Genomic DNA, 18,234 nt, shown 5'->3' with positions numbered 1-18,234 from the left:
GCCATGGCTTCGGCGGCCCTTTTCGATCTCCTGCCCGATTTCGGTTCGCGCGCCCCGCGCGCCGGCCAGGCACCGTCAGCGCCTGACATCGAGCGCAAGCCAGACGTATCGCCACCGCAGGCCGACATCGGCGCGCTGATCGCCGAGGCGGTGGCCGATGCGGAAGCAGCACTCGGGGCGCGGCTCGCGGCCGCCCACGAGGCGGCCCTCGAGGCCGAACGCCAGGCCAATGACGATGCGGCAAAGGCGTTCCTCAAAAGCTTCGGCGGCGATCTGGGGGCGGCGGTCGCGACACGGATCGATGCCATGGAAGCGCGCGTGGCCGAGCTCACCGCCGCCACCGTCGCCCGCATCATCGGCGGCGTGGTCAGCGATGATCTGCAGGAGCGCTCGATCGAAGCTCTTGCCCGTACCGTAAGCGCCGCGATTGCCGACAGTGAGGCGGTGCGTATCGGCGTGCGCGGGCCGCTGTCGCTGTTCGAGCCGCTGAAGGCGTCGCTTGGAGATCGCGCGGCCAATCTCGATTTCACCGAGGCCGCCGGCTTCGACCTGACCGTGACCATCGATGAAACCGTCTTCGAGACGCGCATCGCCGAATGGTCGGCTTCCCTGTCGGAGGTCCTATCATGAGCGCCATCGACCACGGCGAGGCCAGGCACGAGATCATCATCGTCAAGCGGAACCACGACGGTCATGACGACGGCCATCATGGCGGCGTCTGGAAGATCGCCTTTGCCGACTTCATGACCGCCATGATGTGCTTCTTTCTCGTCATGTGGCTAATCAACGCCGCCAACGAGCAGACCAAGGCGGCGGTCGCCAGCTATTTCAACCCGGTCGAGCTGATCGATCGCAATTCCAGCCGCAAGGGCTTGGAAGATCTTGGCGACGGCCCGAGCAAGGTTGGCCTCACCGCCGACAATCCGCAGGATGGCGCGAGCAAGGCCGGCGAGGACGGCAAGGGCGGCGCCAGCTCCTCCGACCGCAGGCAGACGAAGGAGGCCTCGCAGAAATCCGATCTCTCCGACGAGCATCTGTTTGCCGATCCCTATGCCGTGCTGTCGGAGATCGCCACCGATACCGGCGTGATGCAGAATGTCAGCGCCAAGGGTGAAGGCGGCGCTCAGAACGCCGGTCCGGCGACCGGCGCTTCCGGCGGCGAATCCTATCGCGATCCTTTCGCGCCGGACTTCTGGTCGCAGCAGGTTGCGACGCCTGGCGCCGAAGCCAGCGCCGAACGCAGGAGGATCGAAGGCGATCCGGCCAGGCCTGGCGAGAAGGTCGCCGAGACCGATGTGCCGAAAGTCAAGGCCGCTCCGCCGGCACCGCCGCAGTTGGATGCGCCGCTCGAGCCGCTGGCGGCACCGGAAAAACCCGCTGCCAAGGTGGTCGCCGGATCGGACGGCGACACAAAAGTCGGGAAGGCCGAAGGCAAGGCGATCAAGGGTGAGAAAGCCCAAGCTGAAAAGGCAGAAGCCGAAAAGGCGGAGGCCGCTGCGACCGATGCTGCGATGCCGGGAGCCGCGGGGGCCGAAGCGGCGACGGCCGAGCCGGCAAAGGCGGAGCCGAAGCAAGCCTCCGACAAGGGAAAGAAGGTCCCGAGCAGCGCCGCCCTCAAGGCGGCCGCCGAAATCAAGCAGGAACTGGCAAAGGCCTTTGCGCCCGGTGAAAAGCTGGCCGAGGGCGTCTCCGTCGAGGCAACCGACAAGGGCGTCGTCATCTCGATCACCGATCAGCTCGATTTCGGCATGTTCGAGATCGGCTCGGCCGTGCCGCGTCGCGAGATGGTGCTGGCGATGGAGAAGATCGGCCGCATCATCAACGAGAAGAAGGGCACCATCACCATCGGCGGCCATACCGATGCGCGGCCGTTCCGCAGCGGCGCCTACGACAACTGGCGGCTGTCCACCGCCCGCGCCCACTCCGCCTATTACATGCTGGTGCGCGGCGGCGTCGACGAAAGCCGCATCACCGAAGTCGCGGGCTTCGCCGACCGCCAGCCCAAGATCGCGTCCGATCCGCTGGCCGCCGCCAACCGCCGCATCGAGATCCTGATGGCGACCGGCGGATGAGGGGCAGGACCGCCATCGGCCGCGCAGTCGGGCTGCTGCTGCTCGCCGCAGGATCGCCCGCTGCCGCTTTTGCACAGGATGACGGCCTGCAGCCTTACCAGCTGGTGCGCTCGCTGCAGTTGGTCCAGGACCGCATCGCCGGAGGCGATCATGCGGCGCTGCCGATGCAGGCCAAGCTGCTCGAAATGACCGATGCGAGGCTTCGCGCCGCCGATGCCGCCGACTTCAAGGACCCGAAGAATTTCCGCGCTCTGCTCGTCTACGGCATGAGCGGCGGCAATCCCGTCACTGTCAAGGCGGCGGCTTCGCGCGCGGCGACCGACCCGCAAAGCCTCGCCATCGCCAAAGGGGTCGTCGCCTATCTCAACGGCAGGCCGGCCGCGGCAATCGAAATCCTGAAGCCGATCGACCCGATGAGCGTGCCCGCCGACCTCGGCGCCTTCCTGGCGTTGGTCAAGGGCTCGCTGCTTGCGACCGATGAACCCGCAACGGCGCTGACGCTGCTGGACGAGGCCCGCCTGCTCAGCCCCGGCACACTGGTCGAGGAGGCAGCGCTTCGCCGCTCGGTCGGCCTCGCAGCGACTCAAGGCGACGCCGCGCGCTTCGCGCTTGCCTCGACGCAATATGTCGCCGGCTATCTCTATTCCCCCTATGCCAGCCAGTTCGCCGATTCCTTCGTCTCCGGTGTGATTGCGCTGCACATGTCGATCAGCCAAGACAAGCTCGCAGACATCACCTCGATGATGGACCCCGAGCGCGAGAAGGTGATTTATCTGCGCATCGCGCGCCGCGCCGCGATCGACGGGCTGAGCGACCTCTCCGCCTTCGCCTCGGCCCGGGCCGAGCAGGGCCGCAACGGCAAAGGCAATCAGGACGACCCGCGCGCCGTGCTCTATTCGGGCCTCTCCACGGTGACATCGGCCACGATCGATGATGTGCGCGCGAGGCTCGGCAAGATCGATCGCGGCAAGCTTTCGGAGAGCGACCGCGCTTTGCTCGATGCGGCACAGGCCGTTGCCGGCGAGGTCGTCGCTCCCGTGCGTGCGGCCGCCATGAATGAGACGGAGGCCGCAGGTCCGGCAAAGAGCGATGCCGCGAAACCCGCTGAAACCGAGGCTGCGAGCCAGGCCGACGCCGAAGGGTTGCCACCAGTGGAGGGCGCGATGGCCGAGCAGCCGGCCCCGGTCAAGCTGGCGGACGCGCCGGCCGCAGCATCCGCGCCGCCGGCTCCGCCGATGACGGCTCAGGCCGCGGCCGAGGCTCAAGCCCCCGCTCCTGCACAGCCCGAAACGCCATCCGTGCTGCCTGCATCCGCGCCGGAGGCCGCAGCAAGCCTCGATCCGCACGATCCCACCGATGCCGCGATGCTCAAAGCGCGCCGCCAGCTCGACCAGATCGACCAGCTACTCGGAGCCGCTCCCAAATGACCAGCGCCCAAATGAACAGCGTGAGCCAGGCCACGCCGGGACTTGCATCCGCCCAGGTCCAATCGCGGCAGCATCCTGCCGACAGCAAGGAAAACGGCTCGAATTTTGGCGAGATGGTGCATGGCGCCGAACAATCGGCGCGGCAGGCAAAGCAGCCGGCCGAGCCTGTGTCTTCCGATGCGCAGCCGGCGCGGCGCGCCCTCGCCGGTCCGCCCAAGCCACCACCCGATCAGGATGGCCAGAACAAGACTGCCGCGCCGAAGCCAGCGGCCGGAAAGGCCGCGAAGAATGGCGCCGAGGCTGACCATGTAAAGGCCACGGACGATGCCGATGCGGCGGCGCAATCGTCAGACAGCGCTCTGCTTCAGGACGGTTTTCCCCTGCTGATGGCGCTGGGCGACATCCGCCGCTTCGCAACGTCGATAAATGCCGAGCGCGGTGGATCTTCTGTCGAGGGAGAGCCCTCGATCGGCCAGGCCGCGTCTTCGCAGCTGGCGATCCGTCAAGGCAAACGCATGTTGGCCGACGCTTCCGAAGGCAGCGAGCCGTTGCCGCGATCCGGTCGCGCGACGATGGCGACCGAGAAGCCCGGGCCCGATTTCGGACAGAAACCGGCCGGCGCTGGTCAGGGCCCGGACATGTCGATCCGCAAGGACGACATCCTGTCTGGAACGCAAGGAGCCGCAACCGACGCAACGACGCCGCAAGGCTGGCGTCCGGCGGCCGCCCAGAAGACCGCGCAAACGGCGCAAGCCCTCGCATCGAACAATCAAGCCAAGCCATCCTCTGCCGCCGCGCGCATGGATGTGGTCAGCCAGCAGAGCTTCCCCGCGCCGGCCCAAAACGCCTTCGGCCAGACGGTATCGGCGCTGGCTGAGGCGATCGCCTCTGACAGCGGGGTTCAGCAGGCCTACTCGAGCGCTCCGATCGGCTCGCACGCGACCAACTCTGTTGCCGTTTCGACACATGTCCTGAAGATCGAGCTCCACCCGGCTGACCTCGGCACGGTCACCGCCAGCCTGCGTCTTTCCGGAGAGCAGCTTTCGATCGAGATGAAGCCGGAAACGCACGAGGCGTACCGCCGTCTGACCGCCGACAGCGACGCCATCGTCAAGTCGCTCCGCAGTCTTGGTTTCGACGTCGATCACGTCACCATCATGCAACCCTCGATAGCGGTCCATTCGGCCGGTCGCGTCGAAGCGAGCGGCGCGCCGCCGATGTCCACGGGCCGCGAACAGCCTTCGTTCCAGCCCGGGAACTCGGGCGGCAACAGCGCCGGCGGCGATCGGCAACCGGGAAGGAACAACGGCAATGGCGCACAGGAATTCGGCCGTGCTGCTTCGCCTCTTGGCGAGCGCGCTGGCGACGATATCTATATCTAGTGTGGCCGCGACCGTCGCCGCCAAAGCCGCGCCCAATCCTTGCGAGCCGGAAATCCTGCGCGCCGCCGATCGCTATGGCGTGCCGGCCGGTATCCTTTACGCGGTCGGCCTGACCGAAACGGGAAAGAAGGGCAGCCTTCAGCCCAACGCTTTGAATGTAGAAGGAAAGGCTGTTTTTCCGCGCAGCAGGGGCGAAGCGCTGGCGACGTTCGAGAATGCCCGCCGCGAGGGCAAGACGCTGATCGATCTCGGCTGCATGCAGATCAATCATCGCTATCATGGCGCGCAGTTCCGCAGCGTCGAGGACATGCTAGACCCGCACCAGAACGTCGACTACGCCGCGCGCTTCCTGGCGAGCCTCCACGCCCGCCACATGACTTGGTCGATGGCCGTCGCCCGCTATCATGCCGGCCCCGACAACGACCCGGCGCAGAAGGTGTATGTCTGTCGCATCATCGCCAACATGGTCGCCACCGGCTTCGGCAAATGGACGCCGAACGCCAGCGCGTTCTGCAACCCGTAGTTGCCAAACCATATGCCTTTGGTCCGCCGCGATGGGGTTCACAGCGGCCGCCGGCAGCCCTCTATCCAGTGCCGCGAATAGTCCCTTCACGGCCGGCTTTATTACGGCTCCCAAAAAAACTCCCAAGAAAATAGCTACAAGAAATGACGGTTTTTCAGGATTCACCGCACCGGATACCGCTTTCCGCACGGGGCAAATGAGATGATTCGGAGGGCGGGCCGATGATCGTGATCGTTGATGAGCGCGAGCTCGTAACTGAGGGCTACAGCTCACTTTTCGATCGCGAGGGCGTTGCCACCGCGGGCTTCGCGCCAGGCGAGTTCGGCGAGTGGGTGAACTCTGCCGCCGACACGGACTTGAGATCGGTCAGGGCTTTCCTTATCGGCGACTGCCGCGAGGGCGCCATCTCGCCGCGCCAGATCCGCGACCGCACCGGCGCGCCGGTGATCGCGCTCAGTGAACAGCACTCACTGGAACACACGCTCAGGCTTTTCGAGAGCGGCGTCGACGACGTCGTCCGCAAGCCCGTGCACATCCGCGAGATCCTCGCCCGCATCACCGCCATCCGCCGCCGCGCCCGCGAAGAGGCCGCCTACACCGAGGTCGGCTCGATGCGCATCTTCATGGACGGGCGCGACCCGGAGATCGACGGCGAGCCGCTGCCGCTGCCGCGTCGCGAGCGGCGCATCCTGGAATATTTGGCCAGCAATCGCGGCCGGCGCGTGACCAAGACGCAGGTGTTCAACGCCATCTACGGCATCTTCGACGAGGAGGTCGAGGAGAACGTGGTGGAGAGCCACATCTCGAAGCTGCGCAAGAAATTGCGTGAGAAGCTCGGCCACGACCCGATCGATTCCAAGAGGTTCCTCGGCTACCGGCTGGTGTTTTGATGGCCGTCGCCGGCACATCCCGCGCCAGCCTCGCGCAAGACACGAGGCTTAGTTTTGTAGCCTCTCAGAAAGGCACCGAGGAGATGTATCGATGAGCCTCTACGGAATGATGCGGACCGGCGTCTCCGGTATGAACGCCCAGGCCAATCGCTTGTCCACGGTGGCCGACAACATCGCGAATTCCGACACAACCGGCTACAAGCGCTCCTCCGCCGAATTCTCGACGCTGATCATGCCGAGCACCGGCGGCGCCTATAATTCAGGGGGCGTGACAACGACGATCCGTTCGGCCGTCAGCTCGCAGGGTGTTCTGCAATACACCACTTCGGTCTCCGACCTCGCAGTCAACGGCGACGGCTTCTTCGTCGTGCAGGACCCGAGCGGAACGCCCTATCTCACCCGCGCCGGCGCCTTCGTTCCGGACGCTCAAGGACGCCTCGTCAACGCCGCCGGCTACCAGCTGATGGCCTACAGCTACGCCAATGGCGATCCGGCCGCGACCGCCAACGGCTTCGAAGGCCTCGTGCCGGTGCAGATTTCCGATCAGGAGATGACGGCGACGCCGAGCACGGAAGGGACTTTCACCGGCAACCTGCCGGCTGGCGCCACCGCTGTCACCGCCGGCAACCTACCCACCGACAACAGCACCTCGTCACAATACACGTCGAAATCGTCGCTGGTCGCCTATGACAATCTCGGCAACAAGGTGTTGCTCGACGTCTACTTCACCAACACCGGCACCGGCACCTGGCAGGTTTCGGTATTCGATCAGTCGAAGGCCACGGCCGGCACGTCGTTCCCCTATGCGGGCGGCGCGCTGGGTTCGGCCAATCTCACCTTCGACACCACCACCGGCAAGCTCACCGGCGCGACCACCGGCGTCTCCTTCACGGTGCCGAACGGTTCGACTCTCAACCTCGACCTCTCCAAGCTGACGCAGCTCGGAACCGGCTTCACGGTCTCCGACGCCAACGTCAACGGCAATGCGCCGAGCACGATCGAAAAGATCCAGATCAGCCAGGACGGCGTCATCTACGCCCAATTCGAGGATGGCTCCACCAAGCCGCTCTACAAGATCCCGCTGGCCGACGTTCAGAGCCCCGACAACCTCACCGCGATGCCGGGCAACGTCTATGTGCAGAGCGCGGACTCAGGCGCTGTTCGCATCGGCTTTGCCAATGAAGGAAAGCTTGGCTCGGTCGTCTCGGGCGCGCTCGAAAATTCCAATGTCGATATCGCCGAGGAACTGACCAACATGATTGCGGCGCAGCGCAGCTACACCGCCAACTCGAAGGTCTTCCAGACCGGCTCCGACCTCATGGACGTCCTGGTCAACCTGAAGAGATAACCCCATCGGGCGCCAGCCCGTGAAAGACCCGCATGTCGCTTTCCACCGCATTAAGCATCGCCCAGTCGGCGCTCCTGGCCACATCCAAGCAAACCAGCGTCGTGTCGCGCAATGTGGCCGACGCGTCCAACCCGGACTATGCCCGTCGCGTCGCCGTCGTCACCAGCACGGCGCCCGGCGCGCGATCGGTGGAGATCCAGCGCGCCGCCAATGATCTTCTGTTCCGGCAGAACCTCTCCGCTCTGTCGGCATGGAGCGGCCAGAGCGCGCTTTATAGCGGCATGGATCAGCTCGACCTATCGGTGAATGGAGTCGACAATGCATCGTCTGCGTCGACCGCGATCGGCAATCTGCAGCAAGCGCTGCAGCTCTACGCCACCACGCCGTCGAACCAGAATCTCGGCGCCAGCGTCATCGACGCAGCCAAACAGGTGGTGAGCTCGCTGAACGACGGCACCACGGCGATCCAGGATTTCCGGACCCAAACCGACGGCCAGATCGCCACCGCCGTCGACGACCTCAACTCGCTGCTCAGCCAGTTCCAGGACGCCAACAAGGCCGTCATCGCCGGCACGCGCTCCGGCACGGATGTGTCGGACGCGCTCGACCAGCGCGACGCGCTTCTGAAGAAGATCGCCGAATATGTCCCGGTCTCGACCTTCACGCGCGGCGACAACGACATGGTCATCACCACCAAGGACGGCACGACGCTGTTCGAGACGGTGCCGCGGTCGGTGACCTTCACGCCCTCGGCCGGCTACACCGCCGGCACGCCCGGCAACACGATCTATATCGACAATGTGCCGCTTTCTGCAGGCACCGGCGACAACACCAGCGCCGACGGCAAGCTTGCCGGCATGCTGAAGCTGCGCGACGGCGTTGCCGCAACCATGCAGAGCCAGCTCGACGAGATCGCGCGCGGCCTGATCACGGCATTTGCAGAGACCGCGCCGTCTCAGCCCAACGCCGCAGGCCTGTTCACCTGGTCCGGCGCGCCGGCTATTCCCGCTGCCGGCACCCTGGTCGACGGCCTCGCCGGCTCGATCAGCGTCAACGCCGCGTTTGACCCGAGCGCCGGCGGCAGCGCGGCGCTGCTGCGTGACGGCGGCGCCAACGGCGCGGCCTATGTTTCCAACACCGGCGGCGGCGCCTCCTATTCTGACCTGCTGATCGCCTACGGCAACAGGCTCGACCAGCCGATGGCATTCGACACCTCCGCCGGCATCACGGTCAGCTCCGGCGTCTCGGATTACGCGGCCAACACCATCGGCTGGTTCGAAGGCGTGCGCCAGCAGGCGTCGACCAACGCCGACGCGAAGGAAGCGCTGTCCACGCGCACCGCCGAAGCGCTGTCGAACGATACCGGCGTCAATGTCGACCAGGAAATGTCCCTACTTCTCGACCTCGAGCACACCTATCAGGCGTCGGCGCGCATGATGAAGACCGTCGACGACATGCTGGACGCCTTGTTGGGCGCGGTGGGATAATCGATGAAAGCGACAGCCGTCTCTTCAGCCGCCATCTCCAACGCCCTGCGCTATCAGCAGATGCGCATGCAGGCCGAACTCGTCAAGGCGACCACCGAATCCCAGACCGGCAAGGTAGCGGATGTCGGCCTGGCGCTCGGCGGGCGCACGACACAGGCCGTCACCTTCCAGCGCGATCTCGACCGGTTGAACGGCATCGTCGATTCGAACTCGCTGGTCGCCGCACGCCTGACTTCGACACAGGATTCGCTGGGTCAGCTCTCCGATGTCGCGCAGGATCTGCTGACGGCGCTGACCAGCGCCGTGTCGGGCGACTCTTCGACCAGCATCACCCAGACCGCCGGCGCCACGGCGCTGCAGCAGATGACGGGCATCCTGAACACCAGCGTCAACGGCGAATACCTGTTTGCCGGGACCAACACCGACGTCAAGCCGATCGACGATTTCAGCGCCGCCGGCTCGCCCGCCAAGGCGGCGTTCGACGCCGCCTTCACCAGCTATTTCGGCTTCACCCAGAACGACCCCGCGGCCGCCAACATCACCGCCGCCCAGATGGACGACTTCATCACCACCGCGGTCGAGCCGCAGTTCCTGGGCTCCGGCTGGCAGGCCAACTGGTCGAATGCCACCGACGACCAGATCACCAGCCGCATTTCATTGAACGAGACCACGCAGACGTCGGTCAGCGCCAACGAGCAAGGCATCCGCAAGCTCGCCATGGCGGCCGCCATGGTCGGCACGCTCTTTGCCGGCAACATCAGCGAGGCTGGGCAGAACACGATCGTCAGCCGCGCGCAAAAGCTGGTCGGCGAAGCCATCGGCGGCATCGTCCAGGTGCAGTCCGAAGCCGGCCTCACCCAGAAGCGCGTGTCCGACGCCAGCGATCGCATGAAGACCCAGGTCGATCTGTTCGAGAAGCACATCATCGACCTCGAAGGCGTCGATCCCTCGGAGGCCGCCACCCGCGTGGCCGACCTGACGCAGCATATAGAAACGTCCTTCGCATTGACCGCGCGACTGCAGCAACTGAGCCTGTTGAACTATCTCACCTGAACACTCTCACCGGAACGCCAGAGCTCCGACGATGTATCAATTCTCCTACGCCGACATCCAGACCGACTCCGTCGCCGACGCCAAGGACCGGGAGCGGCAGTTGCTCACCCGATCGATCGACATGTTGTCCACGGCTGCTTCCGTTGGGCCGGAGTCGATTGAGGCGGTCGAGGCGCTGCACTTCACCAACCGCATCTGGACCACCTTCGTCGAGGATCTCGGCTCCAGCGACAATGCGCTGCCCAAGGAACTGCGCGCCAATCTGATCTCGATCGGCCTGTGGCTGCTGCGCGAAACGGAAGACATCCGGCAGGGCCGCACCAACAATTTCGAAGGATTGATCGAGGTCTCCCAGATCATCCGAGACGGCATCCAATGAGCAACACGCTGAAGATCTCGCTGAAGCCGAACGAGAAGATCTACATCAACGGCGCCGTCGTCCGGGTTGACCGCAAGGTCACGATCGAGCTGATGAACGACGTTCAGTTCCTGCTCGAAAGCCACGTCATGCAGGCCGAGCAGGCCTCGACGCCGCTCAGGCAGCTCTATTTCATCGTGCAGATCATGCTGATCAACCCGCCGGGCGCCTCCGAGGCCCGCGACATGTTCCGCCGCTCGCTGCCGATGCTGATCGCAAGCTTTGACAACCAGGAAATCTGCAGCGCGCTGAAGCAGATCGACCGCATGGTCGGCGAGGATCATATCTACGAGGCGCTGAAGGCGATCCGCGCGCTCTATCCGCTCGAGCGCCAGGCGCTCGGCGGCAATGACGACATTCCGGAAGCGCCGCGCGCGCTGGCTGTGGGAGCATAAAGATGGCCGTGGACATGACAACGACGATCCCGGTTGGCGCCACCCAGGCCAGCAGCCAGCAGACCTCGAAGACGGCGGTCGACTACCAGTCGTTCCTGAAGCTTCTGATCGCCGAGATGAAGAACCAGGATCCGACCAAGCCGATGGATTCGACGGAATATGTCGCCCAGCTCGCGACCTTCTCGCAGGTCGAGCAATCGGTGCAGACCAACAGCAAGCTCGACCAGATCATGCAATCCTCGGCGCTGTCGCAGGCGGACGCGCTGATCGGCCGTTCGATCACCGCCGCCGACGGCAAGACAACAGGGACCGTGGCTTCGGTGAAGCTCGCCAGCAGCGGCCTGATCGCAGTGCTGCAGGACGGCACCGAGGTCCCTGTCGGCGCGGGCGTATCGATCAAGCCGGCCGCCTAGAGTTTCGCATAGGGTCTGCCCATGAACGAGGCCGACGCCCTCGATATCGTGCAATATGCGGTGTGGACGGTGCTTACCGCCTCCGCGCCGGTGGTGCTCGTGGCTATGGCCGTCGGTATCGGCATCGCGCTTATCCAGGCGCTGACGCAGATTCAGGAAATCACCCTCACTTTCGTGCCCAAGATCGTCGCCATCATGCTGGTCGTGGCGCTGACCGGCCCGTTCATCGGCAGCCAGATCTCGGCCTTCACCAACGTCATCTTCGAACGCATCGAGCACGGCTTCTGACCTGCGGCCGCGGGCATCCCGCCCGAGCGGACCGGCAAAAGTTTGGTCCACACCGGCAAGATGCTTGGCTTAAAGCTTCGCCGACGCATTTTCGCCTTTGCCTTCTTGTTGTTGGACCTGGATGCTTTGGCGAGTCGCCCGCGCGATGATGGCGCCGGGCGAGCGCAAGACAGCAAGATGAAGGCGGGACAGCGACCATGATCGACGACGAGCCGGAAAGCGAACGCGTCTCGGCGCTGGCGCCGTTCCGGCACGGCATCTTCCGTGCCGTCTGGTCGGCGAGCCTTGTGTCGAATTTCGGCGGCTTGATCCAGGGCGTGGGCGCCGCCTGGATGATGACGACGATCGCCACCTCATCCTACCAGGTGGCGCTGGTCCAGGCCTCGACCACCTTGCCGATCATGCTGTTCGCGCTTGTTGCCGGCGCCATTGCCGACAGCTTCAACCGCCGCAAGGTCATGCTGGTGGCGCAGAGTTTCATGCTGGTGGTCTCGGCACTGCTCACCGTATTCACCTGGTTCGGCTGGATGACGCCGTGGACGCTGCTTGCCTTCACCTTCCTGATCGACAGCGGCACGGCGCTGAACAGCCCGTCATGGCAGGCGTCGGTTGGCGACATGGTGGCGCGCGCCAAGGTGCCGGCGGCGATCGCGCTCAACTCAATGGGCTTCAACATCACGCGCAGCGTCGGCCCGGCGATCGGCGGCATCATCGTCGCCGCCGCGGGGGCGGCGGCGGCCTTCGCCGCCAACGCCATCAGCTATATCGGCCTGATCGTCGTGCTTTTCCGCTGGAAGCCGGAAGTACCCGCGCCGACCCTGCCGCGGGAATCGCTCGGCGCCGCGATGGGAGCCGGCCTGCGCTACGTCGCCATGTCGCCGAACATCGGCAAGGTGCTGGCGAGAGGCTTCGCCTTCGGCTTCAGCGCCGGCGCGGTGCTGGCGCTGCTGCCGCTGGTGGCGCGCGATGTCGTCAAGGGCGACGCGCTGACCTACGGCATCATGCTCGGCGCATTCGGCATAGGCGCGGTCGGCGGTGCGCTGATCAGCGTCAGGCTCAGACAATTGCTCTCCAGCGAAACGATGGTACGCGCCGCCTTCGCCGGTTTCGCGCTTTGCGCCTTCAACGCCGCCGCCAGCGACAATGCCTGGCAGACGTCGGCGGGCCTGCTCATTGGCGGTGCCTGCTGGGTGATCGCGCTCTCGCATTTCAACGTCACGGTGCAGATGTCGACGCCGCGCTGGGTGGTCGGGCGCGTGTTGTCGATCTACCAGACAGCAACCTTCGGCGGCATTGCGCTGGGCAGCTGGATCTGGGGCGTCGTCGCTGACGTCCATGGCGCGGAAACTGCATTGATGGTTGCCGCTGTCACCATGCTCGTCGGCGGCGCCATCGGCCTGATCCTGCCGCTGCCGCAGCACACCGCTCTCAACCTCGATCCGCTCAACCGGTTCAAGGAGCCGATGCTGGCGCTCGATTTGAAGCCGCGCAGCGGCCCGATCGCCATCATGATCGAATACATCATTCGCGAGGAGGACGTGCCGGAATTCCTCGCAACCATGGCCGAGCGTGGCCGCATCCGCCGCCGCGACGGCGCCCGCAACTGGACGCTCGCCCGCGATCTCGAAAATCCGGGCATCTGGATCGAGCACTACCACACGCCGACCTGGGTCGAGTATATCCGCCACAACCGGCGTGCCACCCATGCCGACGCCGTTGTCGGCGAGCGCATCCGCGCGCTGCACAGCGGCGAGAACCCGCCGCGTGTGCGCCGTATGATCGAACGCCCGACCACCGCCGGCACGGCCCTTGTCTCGCCCAAGGGGCCGATCGATCACTAACCCGAGTCTTTTGGCCCGGAATATCTAGTTCCGATCAGCCAGCGCTGTGGATCATATAGAGCTTGCGCGTCGTCTCATGAATCAGCCACTCGCCCTTCCAGCCCTTCGGCAGGACGAGCAGATCGCCAGGCCCCAGCTCACGCATCTCGCCGTCGGCGCGGCTCACTTCCACGCGACCGGAGATGATGTGGCAGATCTCGGATGAACCCGAGCGGTCGGCGGTGAAGCGGCCGGGCGTGCATTCCCAGATGCCGATATCGACGGTCCCGTCCGGCGATTGGAAGAACGAGCGCACCGCTTCGACCTGATCGCCTTCGATCGAGGTCGGCTTCGGTGAAAAGACGCCGATATCGGCCGTGGCGAGGTCGCGGAAGGTCGAAAGGTCGATCAAGATAGGCTCCAGTGTCAAAAGCAATTCCAGGAAAGTGCAATGGTTTTCCGTCCGGAATTGCGCGAAAACAAAGAGTTAGAGCGGTTCGGCGAACGCCGAACCGTCTCAGTGGCCTGTGATGCTGTCGGCCAGGGCGGCCAATTTCGAAGTGTAATTGAGCCCGGCGGCCTCGCGTTGGTCGGCGATGCGGTAGAGCTGGTACATCGAGTGGACGCCGAGCCAGCGGAACGGTTCCGGCTCCCACGGTCTGACCTTGCGGTTGACCCAGGGCAGTCGCGTAAGATCCGTGTCATTGCCGAGGATCAGATCGGCAAGCGTGCGCCCCGAAAGGTTGGAGCTCGACACGCCCAGCCCGACATAACCGCCGGCCCAGCCGATGCGCGTCCTGGGGTCGAGGCCGACCGTCGTGCACCAGTCGCGCGGCACGCCGAGCACGCCGCACCAGGCGTGGTCGATGCGGCACCCGGCCGTCTGCGGCAACAGCGTCGTCAGGATCGTGTGCAGCTGGTCGATTGTCGCCTGCTGCGTCCGGCCGTCGACGTCGGTGCGCGAGCCATAGCGGTAGGGCACGCCGCGACCGCCCATGGTGATACGGCCCTCGCGCGTGCGCTGGGCGTAGCAATAGGCGTGCGCCGCATTGCCGAGGAGCTCATGCCCGTCCCAGCCGATCTCGCGCCAGAGTTCTTGTGGCAGCGGCTCGGTCACGATCTGCGCGCTGTTGAGCGCCAGCCATGTCCGCTCTTCCCCGGGAATGCCGGCCGTGAACCCCTCCGTCGCGCGAATTATCGTTTCGGCCCGCACCGTGCCACGGTCGGTGGCCACCCTGCCCTTGGCGATCGAGGTCACGGTGGTCTTTTCGTAGATCGGCACGCCGAGCCGCTCGACCGCTTCCGCCAGCCCGCGCACCAGCTTGGCCGGCTGCACCCGCGCCTGGCCGTGGATGACGAAGCTGCCCATGACATTCGCGATATTGATGCGCGCGCGTGTGGCTGCAGCGTCGAGCAATTCGATGCGCTCGGGGTCGGCGTCCCAGGAGCGGATCGTCTCGCACGACTCGCGCACACGTTCGAGCTGTGCGGCATTGGTGGCGACCGTCAGATTGTCGACGCGGCGGATGTCGGCGTCGATGTCTTCGGCCGCCGCCACCCGGATCACCTCGTCGACGCAGCCGGCCATCGCCTTTTGCATGGCGGTCACGCCTTGCCGAGTCGAGGTCTTCAGATATTTTTCGCGCGACCAGCCAAAGCCGCCCGAAAGCCAGCCGCCATTGCGCCCCGAGGCACCGAAGCCGGCGAATTCGCGTTCGAGCAGGACTATGCGAAGCGAGGGCTTCGCCTTCTTCAGATAATAGGCGGTCCAGAGCCCGGTGTAGCCGGCGCCGACGATCGCAACATCGGCTTCGATGTCGCCGGGCAAGGGCGGACGCGGGCTTGGGACCGCGCCCAGATCCGCATACCAGAACGAGATGTCGCCGTTGCGCTTGACTTGCATGGGATGGCTTCCAAGAGACCGGAGAGAGGGATCAGGTGAGCGTCGTGTCTGCCGTGCTGTCGTCGGGCAGAAGCTTGGCGTCGGCGCCGTCGAAGCAGAGTTCCACCTTCTCGCCGAGGGCGAAATTCTCGCCCGTCAGCGGCGACCGCACGATCGCGGTCGAACCGTCGCCGAGCTTCACTTCGTATTTCGATCCCGAGCCAAGATAGATCGCCTCGGCGATCGTTCCCGCCAGGCGATTCTTGCCGTCGGCTTGCCCCGGCCGGCGAATGGCAAGTTTCTCGGGCCGCAGCAGCATCACCGGGCTGGTTTCTCCGGCAAGCCGGCGCGGCGCGGCGACCGTCTCGCCGGCGATGGTCAGCGCAGTGCCGGTGCCGTCACTTCTGGCTTCGCCGCGCAGCACCGTGGAGTCGCCGATGAAGCGGCCGACGAACAGCGTTGCCGGCTCGTCATAGAGCTGCCGTCCGGTGCCGACCTGCTCGATGCGGCCGCGGTTAAACACGGCGATGCGGTCCGACAGCACCAATGCCTCCTCCTGGTCGTGCGTGACGTAGACGAAGGTGGTGCCGAGCTCGCGATGGATGCGCTTGATCTCGAGTTGCAGCCATTCGCGCAGCTTCTTGTCGAGCGCGCCGAGCGGCTCGTCCATGAGGAGCAGCGGCGGGTCGAAGACGATGGCCCGCGCCAGCGCCACGCGCTGCTGCTGACCGCCTGACAATTCGCTCGGATAGCGATGCGCGAAGTCGCCCATCTTGACCATGTCGAGCGCCTTGGCCACGCGCCGCTTCCGATCGTCCTGCCCAACGCCGCGCAGCGTCAGCGGATAGGCGACGTTGCGGCCAACCGTCATATGCGGGAACAGTGCGTAGTGCTGGAAGACGACGCCGATGTTGCGCTTGTGCGCCGGCACGCCGACGACGCTTTGTCCTCCGACCAGCAGCTTGCCGCTCGACACATCCGTGAAGCCGGCGATCACATTGAGCGTCGTCGTCTTGCCGGAGCCGCTCGGCCCAAGCAGCGTCATGAACTCGCCGGGCTCGATCCTGAGCGACACGCCGTCCAGCGCCTTGAACGCGCCATAGGCCTTGGTGACGGATTCGAGGTCGATCGCCGCGCCGCGATTGTCTGGTCTTGGGTTCATAGGCGTCCCTTCCGCTCGCGGCCAAGAAGAAGCATGCCGCCGCCGATCAGGATCGTCGTGGCGCACAAAAGGATCGTGCCGACGGCCGCGACGGTCGGGTCGGCGTCGCGCGTGATCGAAGAGAAGATCTGCACCGGCAGGGTCTTGAGATAGGGGTTGGTGATGAACAGCGAGACGATGATCTCGTCGAAGGACGTCGCGAAGGCGAATAGCAGGCCCGACAGGATGCCGGGCAGGATCAGCGGCAGCGTCACCGTCCGGAACGTGGTGAGCGCGCCGGCGCCGAGGCTCGCAGCAGCCGTCTCCAGGCGCCTGTCGAACACTTCGAGATTGGCCGACACGGCGATCAGCACGAAGGGCAGCGCCAGGATGGTGTGGGCGAGCACGAAGCCGGGCAGCGTGCCGACGAGTCGCGCATCGAGATAGACGGCATAGATGCCGATGGCCAGCACCACGCCCGGCACCACCATCGGCGTCAGCATCAGCATCCGCAGCAAATTGGCAGGCCGCGCCTTCATACGGTCGAGGCCGAAGGCGGCCAGCGTGCCGAGCACCGTTGCCAGCACCGCCACGATCGAGGCGACCTTCAGGGAATTGAGGAAACTGGTCGACCATTCTGGATTCGTGACGAAATTCTCGTACCACTGCCAGGAAAAGCCTTGCGGTGGGAAAGAGAGCGACTTGTTGCCGTTGAACGACATCGGCACGACGACCAGCGTCGGCGCCACCAGCCAGATGGCCACCAGCAGGCTGACAAGGCCGAGAACGACACGGGTGAGCGGCTTCATTTCCATCAGCGCCGCCCCGCTTCCCGGTGCCGCGACCGCATCACCGGCGCTGCAAGCGCCAGCAACAGGAAGGTCGTGACCAGCAGCACCACGCCCATCGCGCCGCCGCGTCCCCATTGCAGCAGGCTGAGCACCTGGGTCTGCACCAGTGTCGACAGCATCGTCGAGCGCGGCCCGCCGAGCAGTGCCGGCGTGATGTAGAAGCCCAGCGCCAGGATGAAGACGATGATCGCGCCGGCATAGACGCCCGGCAGCGACAGCGGCAGGTAGACTGTGAAGAAAGCGCGGGACGGCCGGGCGCCAAGGCTTCGCGCCGCCTGCACCAGCCTGAGGTCGATGCCTTTCATCACCGAATAAAGCGGCAGGATCATGAAGGGCAAAAGCACCTGCGCCATGCCGATCACCACGCCCGTCTGGGTGCGGATCAGCCGGATGCCCGCGAAGCCAGCTGATCTCAGCAACGAGTTGATGACGCCGGAATCCTGCAGCAGGATCACCCAGGAGAGTGTGCGCACCACGCCGCTCACCCAGAATGGGATCAGCACGCAGAGAACCAGGACGAGCCGCACGCGGGGCCCGACCGCGGTCATGAGGTAAGCATAAGGATAAGCGCAAACCACGCAGACCAGCGCCACCCACGCCGAGATGGTGAAGGTGCGCTGGAGCACCGCGAGATTGACGGGCGCACCAAAGAACCAGGCATAGTTCTGGACGCCCCATTCCGGCTCCGAGAGGCTGCGCAGCACGATGGTGAGCAGCGGATAGCCGATCACCGCGGCGAGCAGAACCAGTGCCGGCAGCGTGAGCGCGAACGGCCGCCAGGCCCATCCTGCCCGCTTTTCGGCAGTCTGGATCGTCGGTTCGAGCGCGCTCACGGGCCTTGCCT

General features: G+C 65.3%; 19 protein-coding genes. 14 read left to right on the top strand and 5 right to left on the bottom strand.

What is annotated here, in order from left to right:
• The first annotated feature begins 3 nt into the window (after nucleotides 1-3).
• From CK224_RS06270 to CK224_RS06205, 14 genes are all read left to right on the top strand, one after another.
• The gene (locus tag CK224_RS06270) at nucleotides 4-630 is read left to right on the top strand and encodes a hypothetical protein (protein ID WP_095781153.1); all 627 of its coding nucleotides are present in this window, start codon (nucleotides 4-6) and stop codon (nucleotides 628-630) included.
• Entirely contained in the window at nucleotides 627-2,072 is a 1,446-nt protein-coding gene (locus tag CK224_RS06265; protein ID WP_095781152.1) for a MotB family protein, read from the top strand. Before CK224_RS06270 ends, CK224_RS06265 begins: the two co-directional genes overlap by 4 nt.
• Nucleotides 2,069-3,499, top strand: coding sequence for a chemotaxis protein MotC (locus CK224_RS06260; protein WP_095781151.1), 1,431 nt, complete (start codon nucleotides 2,069-2,071; stop codon nucleotides 3,497-3,499). Before CK224_RS06265 ends, CK224_RS06260 begins: the two co-directional genes overlap by 4 nt.
• Nucleotides 3,496-4,881 (top strand): flagellar hook-length control protein FliK, encoded by a 1,386-nt coding sequence (locus CK224_RS06255; RefSeq protein WP_095781150.1) that lies wholly within the window; start codon nucleotides 3,496-3,498, stop codon nucleotides 4,879-4,881. The genes CK224_RS06260 and CK224_RS06255 overlap by 4 nt, the downstream gene beginning before the upstream one ends.
• Nucleotides 4,811-5,404 carry a transglycosylase SLT domain-containing protein gene (locus tag CK224_RS06250; RefSeq protein ID WP_095781149.1) on the top strand — a complete coding sequence of 198 codons (594 nt, stop codon included), beginning with the start codon at nucleotides 4,811-4,813 and terminating at the stop codon, nucleotides 5,402-5,404. Before CK224_RS06255 ends, CK224_RS06250 begins: the two co-directional genes overlap by 71 nt.
• Before the next feature lie 221 nt (nucleotides 5,405-5,625).
• Nucleotides 5,626-6,294 (top strand): response regulator transcription factor, encoded by a 669-nt coding sequence (locus CK224_RS06245; protein ID WP_067002421.1) that lies wholly within the window; start codon nucleotides 5,626-5,628, stop codon nucleotides 6,292-6,294.
• Nucleotides 6,295-6,385: 91 nt separating this feature from the next.
• Nucleotides 6,386-7,642, top strand: a complete 1,257-nt coding sequence (locus tag CK224_RS06240) for a flagellar hook protein FlgE (protein WP_067002423.1) — start codon at nucleotides 6,386-6,388, stop codon at nucleotides 7,640-7,642.
• Between the two features lie 32 nt (nucleotides 7,643-7,674).
• On the top strand, nucleotides 7,675-9,129 hold the full coding sequence (gene flgK, locus CK224_RS06235; protein ID WP_095781148.1) for a flagellar hook-associated protein FlgK: 1,455 nt from the start codon (nucleotides 7,675-7,677) through the stop codon (nucleotides 9,127-9,129).
• 3 nt (nucleotides 9,130-9,132) lie between these two features.
• Nucleotides 9,133-10,182: a flagellar hook-associated family protein gene (locus CK224_RS06230; RefSeq protein ID WP_067002427.1), complete on the top strand. Its 1,050-nt coding sequence runs from the start codon at nucleotides 9,133-9,135 to the stop codon at nucleotides 10,180-10,182.
• A gap of 31 nt (nucleotides 10,183-10,213) precedes the next feature.
• A complete protein-coding gene (flaF, locus tag CK224_RS06225) occupies nucleotides 10,214-10,561 on the top strand; it encodes a flagellar biosynthesis regulator FlaF (protein ID WP_067002429.1) in 348 nt (115 codons plus the stop codon).
• Nucleotides 10,558-10,995 (top strand): flagellar biosynthesis repressor FlbT, encoded by a 438-nt coding sequence (gene flbT, locus CK224_RS06220; protein WP_067002431.1) that lies wholly within the window; start codon nucleotides 10,558-10,560, stop codon nucleotides 10,993-10,995. The genes flaF and flbT overlap by 4 nt, the downstream gene beginning before the upstream one ends.
• A 2-nt stretch (nucleotides 10,996-10,997) precedes the next feature.
• The gene (gene flgD / locus CK224_RS06215) at nucleotides 10,998-11,408 is read left to right on the top strand and encodes a flagellar hook assembly protein FlgD (RefSeq protein ID WP_067326039.1); all 411 of its coding nucleotides are present in this window, start codon (nucleotides 10,998-11,000) and stop codon (nucleotides 11,406-11,408) included.
• A gap of 21 nt (nucleotides 11,409-11,429) precedes the next feature.
• Nucleotides 11,430-11,696 carry a flagellar biosynthesis protein FliQ gene (fliQ, locus tag CK224_RS06210; RefSeq protein ID WP_027165133.1) on the top strand — a complete coding sequence of 89 codons (267 nt, stop codon included), beginning with the start codon at nucleotides 11,430-11,432 and terminating at the stop codon, nucleotides 11,694-11,696.
• A 197-nt stretch (nucleotides 11,697-11,893) separates the two neighbouring features.
• The gene (locus CK224_RS06205; RefSeq protein ID WP_095781147.1) at nucleotides 11,894-13,537 is read left to right on the top strand and encodes an MFS transporter; all 1,644 of its coding nucleotides are present in this window, start codon (nucleotides 11,894-11,896) and stop codon (nucleotides 13,535-13,537) included.
• Between the two features lie 34 nt (nucleotides 13,538-13,571).
• Here CK224_RS06205 and CK224_RS06200 read toward each other — a convergent pair whose 3' ends face one another.
• The 5 genes from CK224_RS06200 to CK224_RS06180 all read right to left on the bottom strand — a co-directional run bounded on the left by CK224_RS06200 (nucleotide 13,572) and on the right by CK224_RS06180 (nucleotide 18,223).
• On the bottom strand, nucleotides 13,572-13,928 hold the full coding sequence (locus CK224_RS06200; protein WP_067002437.1) for a cupin domain-containing protein: 357 nt from the start codon (nucleotides 13,926-13,928) through the stop codon (nucleotides 13,572-13,574).
• Between the two features lie 105 nt (nucleotides 13,929-14,033).
• Nucleotides 14,034-15,419 carry an FAD-binding oxidoreductase gene (locus tag CK224_RS06195; RefSeq protein WP_095781146.1) on the bottom strand — a complete coding sequence of 462 codons (1,386 nt, stop codon included), beginning with the start codon at nucleotides 15,417-15,419 and terminating at the stop codon, nucleotides 14,034-14,036.
• A gap of 31 nt (nucleotides 15,420-15,450) precedes the next feature.
• Nucleotides 15,451-16,560 (bottom strand): ABC transporter ATP-binding protein, encoded by a 1,110-nt coding sequence (locus CK224_RS06190; protein ID WP_095781145.1) that lies wholly within the window; start codon nucleotides 16,558-16,560, stop codon nucleotides 15,451-15,453.
• Nucleotides 16,557-17,354: an ABC transporter permease gene (locus CK224_RS06185; protein ID WP_095781144.1), complete on the bottom strand. Its 798-nt coding sequence runs from the start codon at nucleotides 17,352-17,354 to the stop codon at nucleotides 16,557-16,559. Before CK224_RS06185 ends, CK224_RS06190 begins: the two co-directional genes overlap by 4 nt.
• The gene (locus CK224_RS06180) at nucleotides 17,354-18,223 is read right to left on the bottom strand and encodes an ABC transporter permease (RefSeq protein ID WP_095781143.1); all 870 of its coding nucleotides are present in this window, start codon (nucleotides 18,221-18,223) and stop codon (nucleotides 17,354-17,356) included. Before CK224_RS06180 ends, CK224_RS06185 begins: the two co-directional genes overlap by 1 nt.
• Nucleotides 18,224-18,234 lie beyond the last annotated feature (11 nt).

The sequence above is a fragment of the Mesorhizobium sp. WSM3862 genome, from assembly GCF_002294985.1.
Classification (GTDB): domain Bacteria; phylum Pseudomonadota; class Alphaproteobacteria; order Rhizobiales; family Rhizobiaceae; genus Mesorhizobium.
Note: the sequence above shows the minus strand (reverse complement) of the source record. Positions and strands in the feature narration are given on the sequence as shown.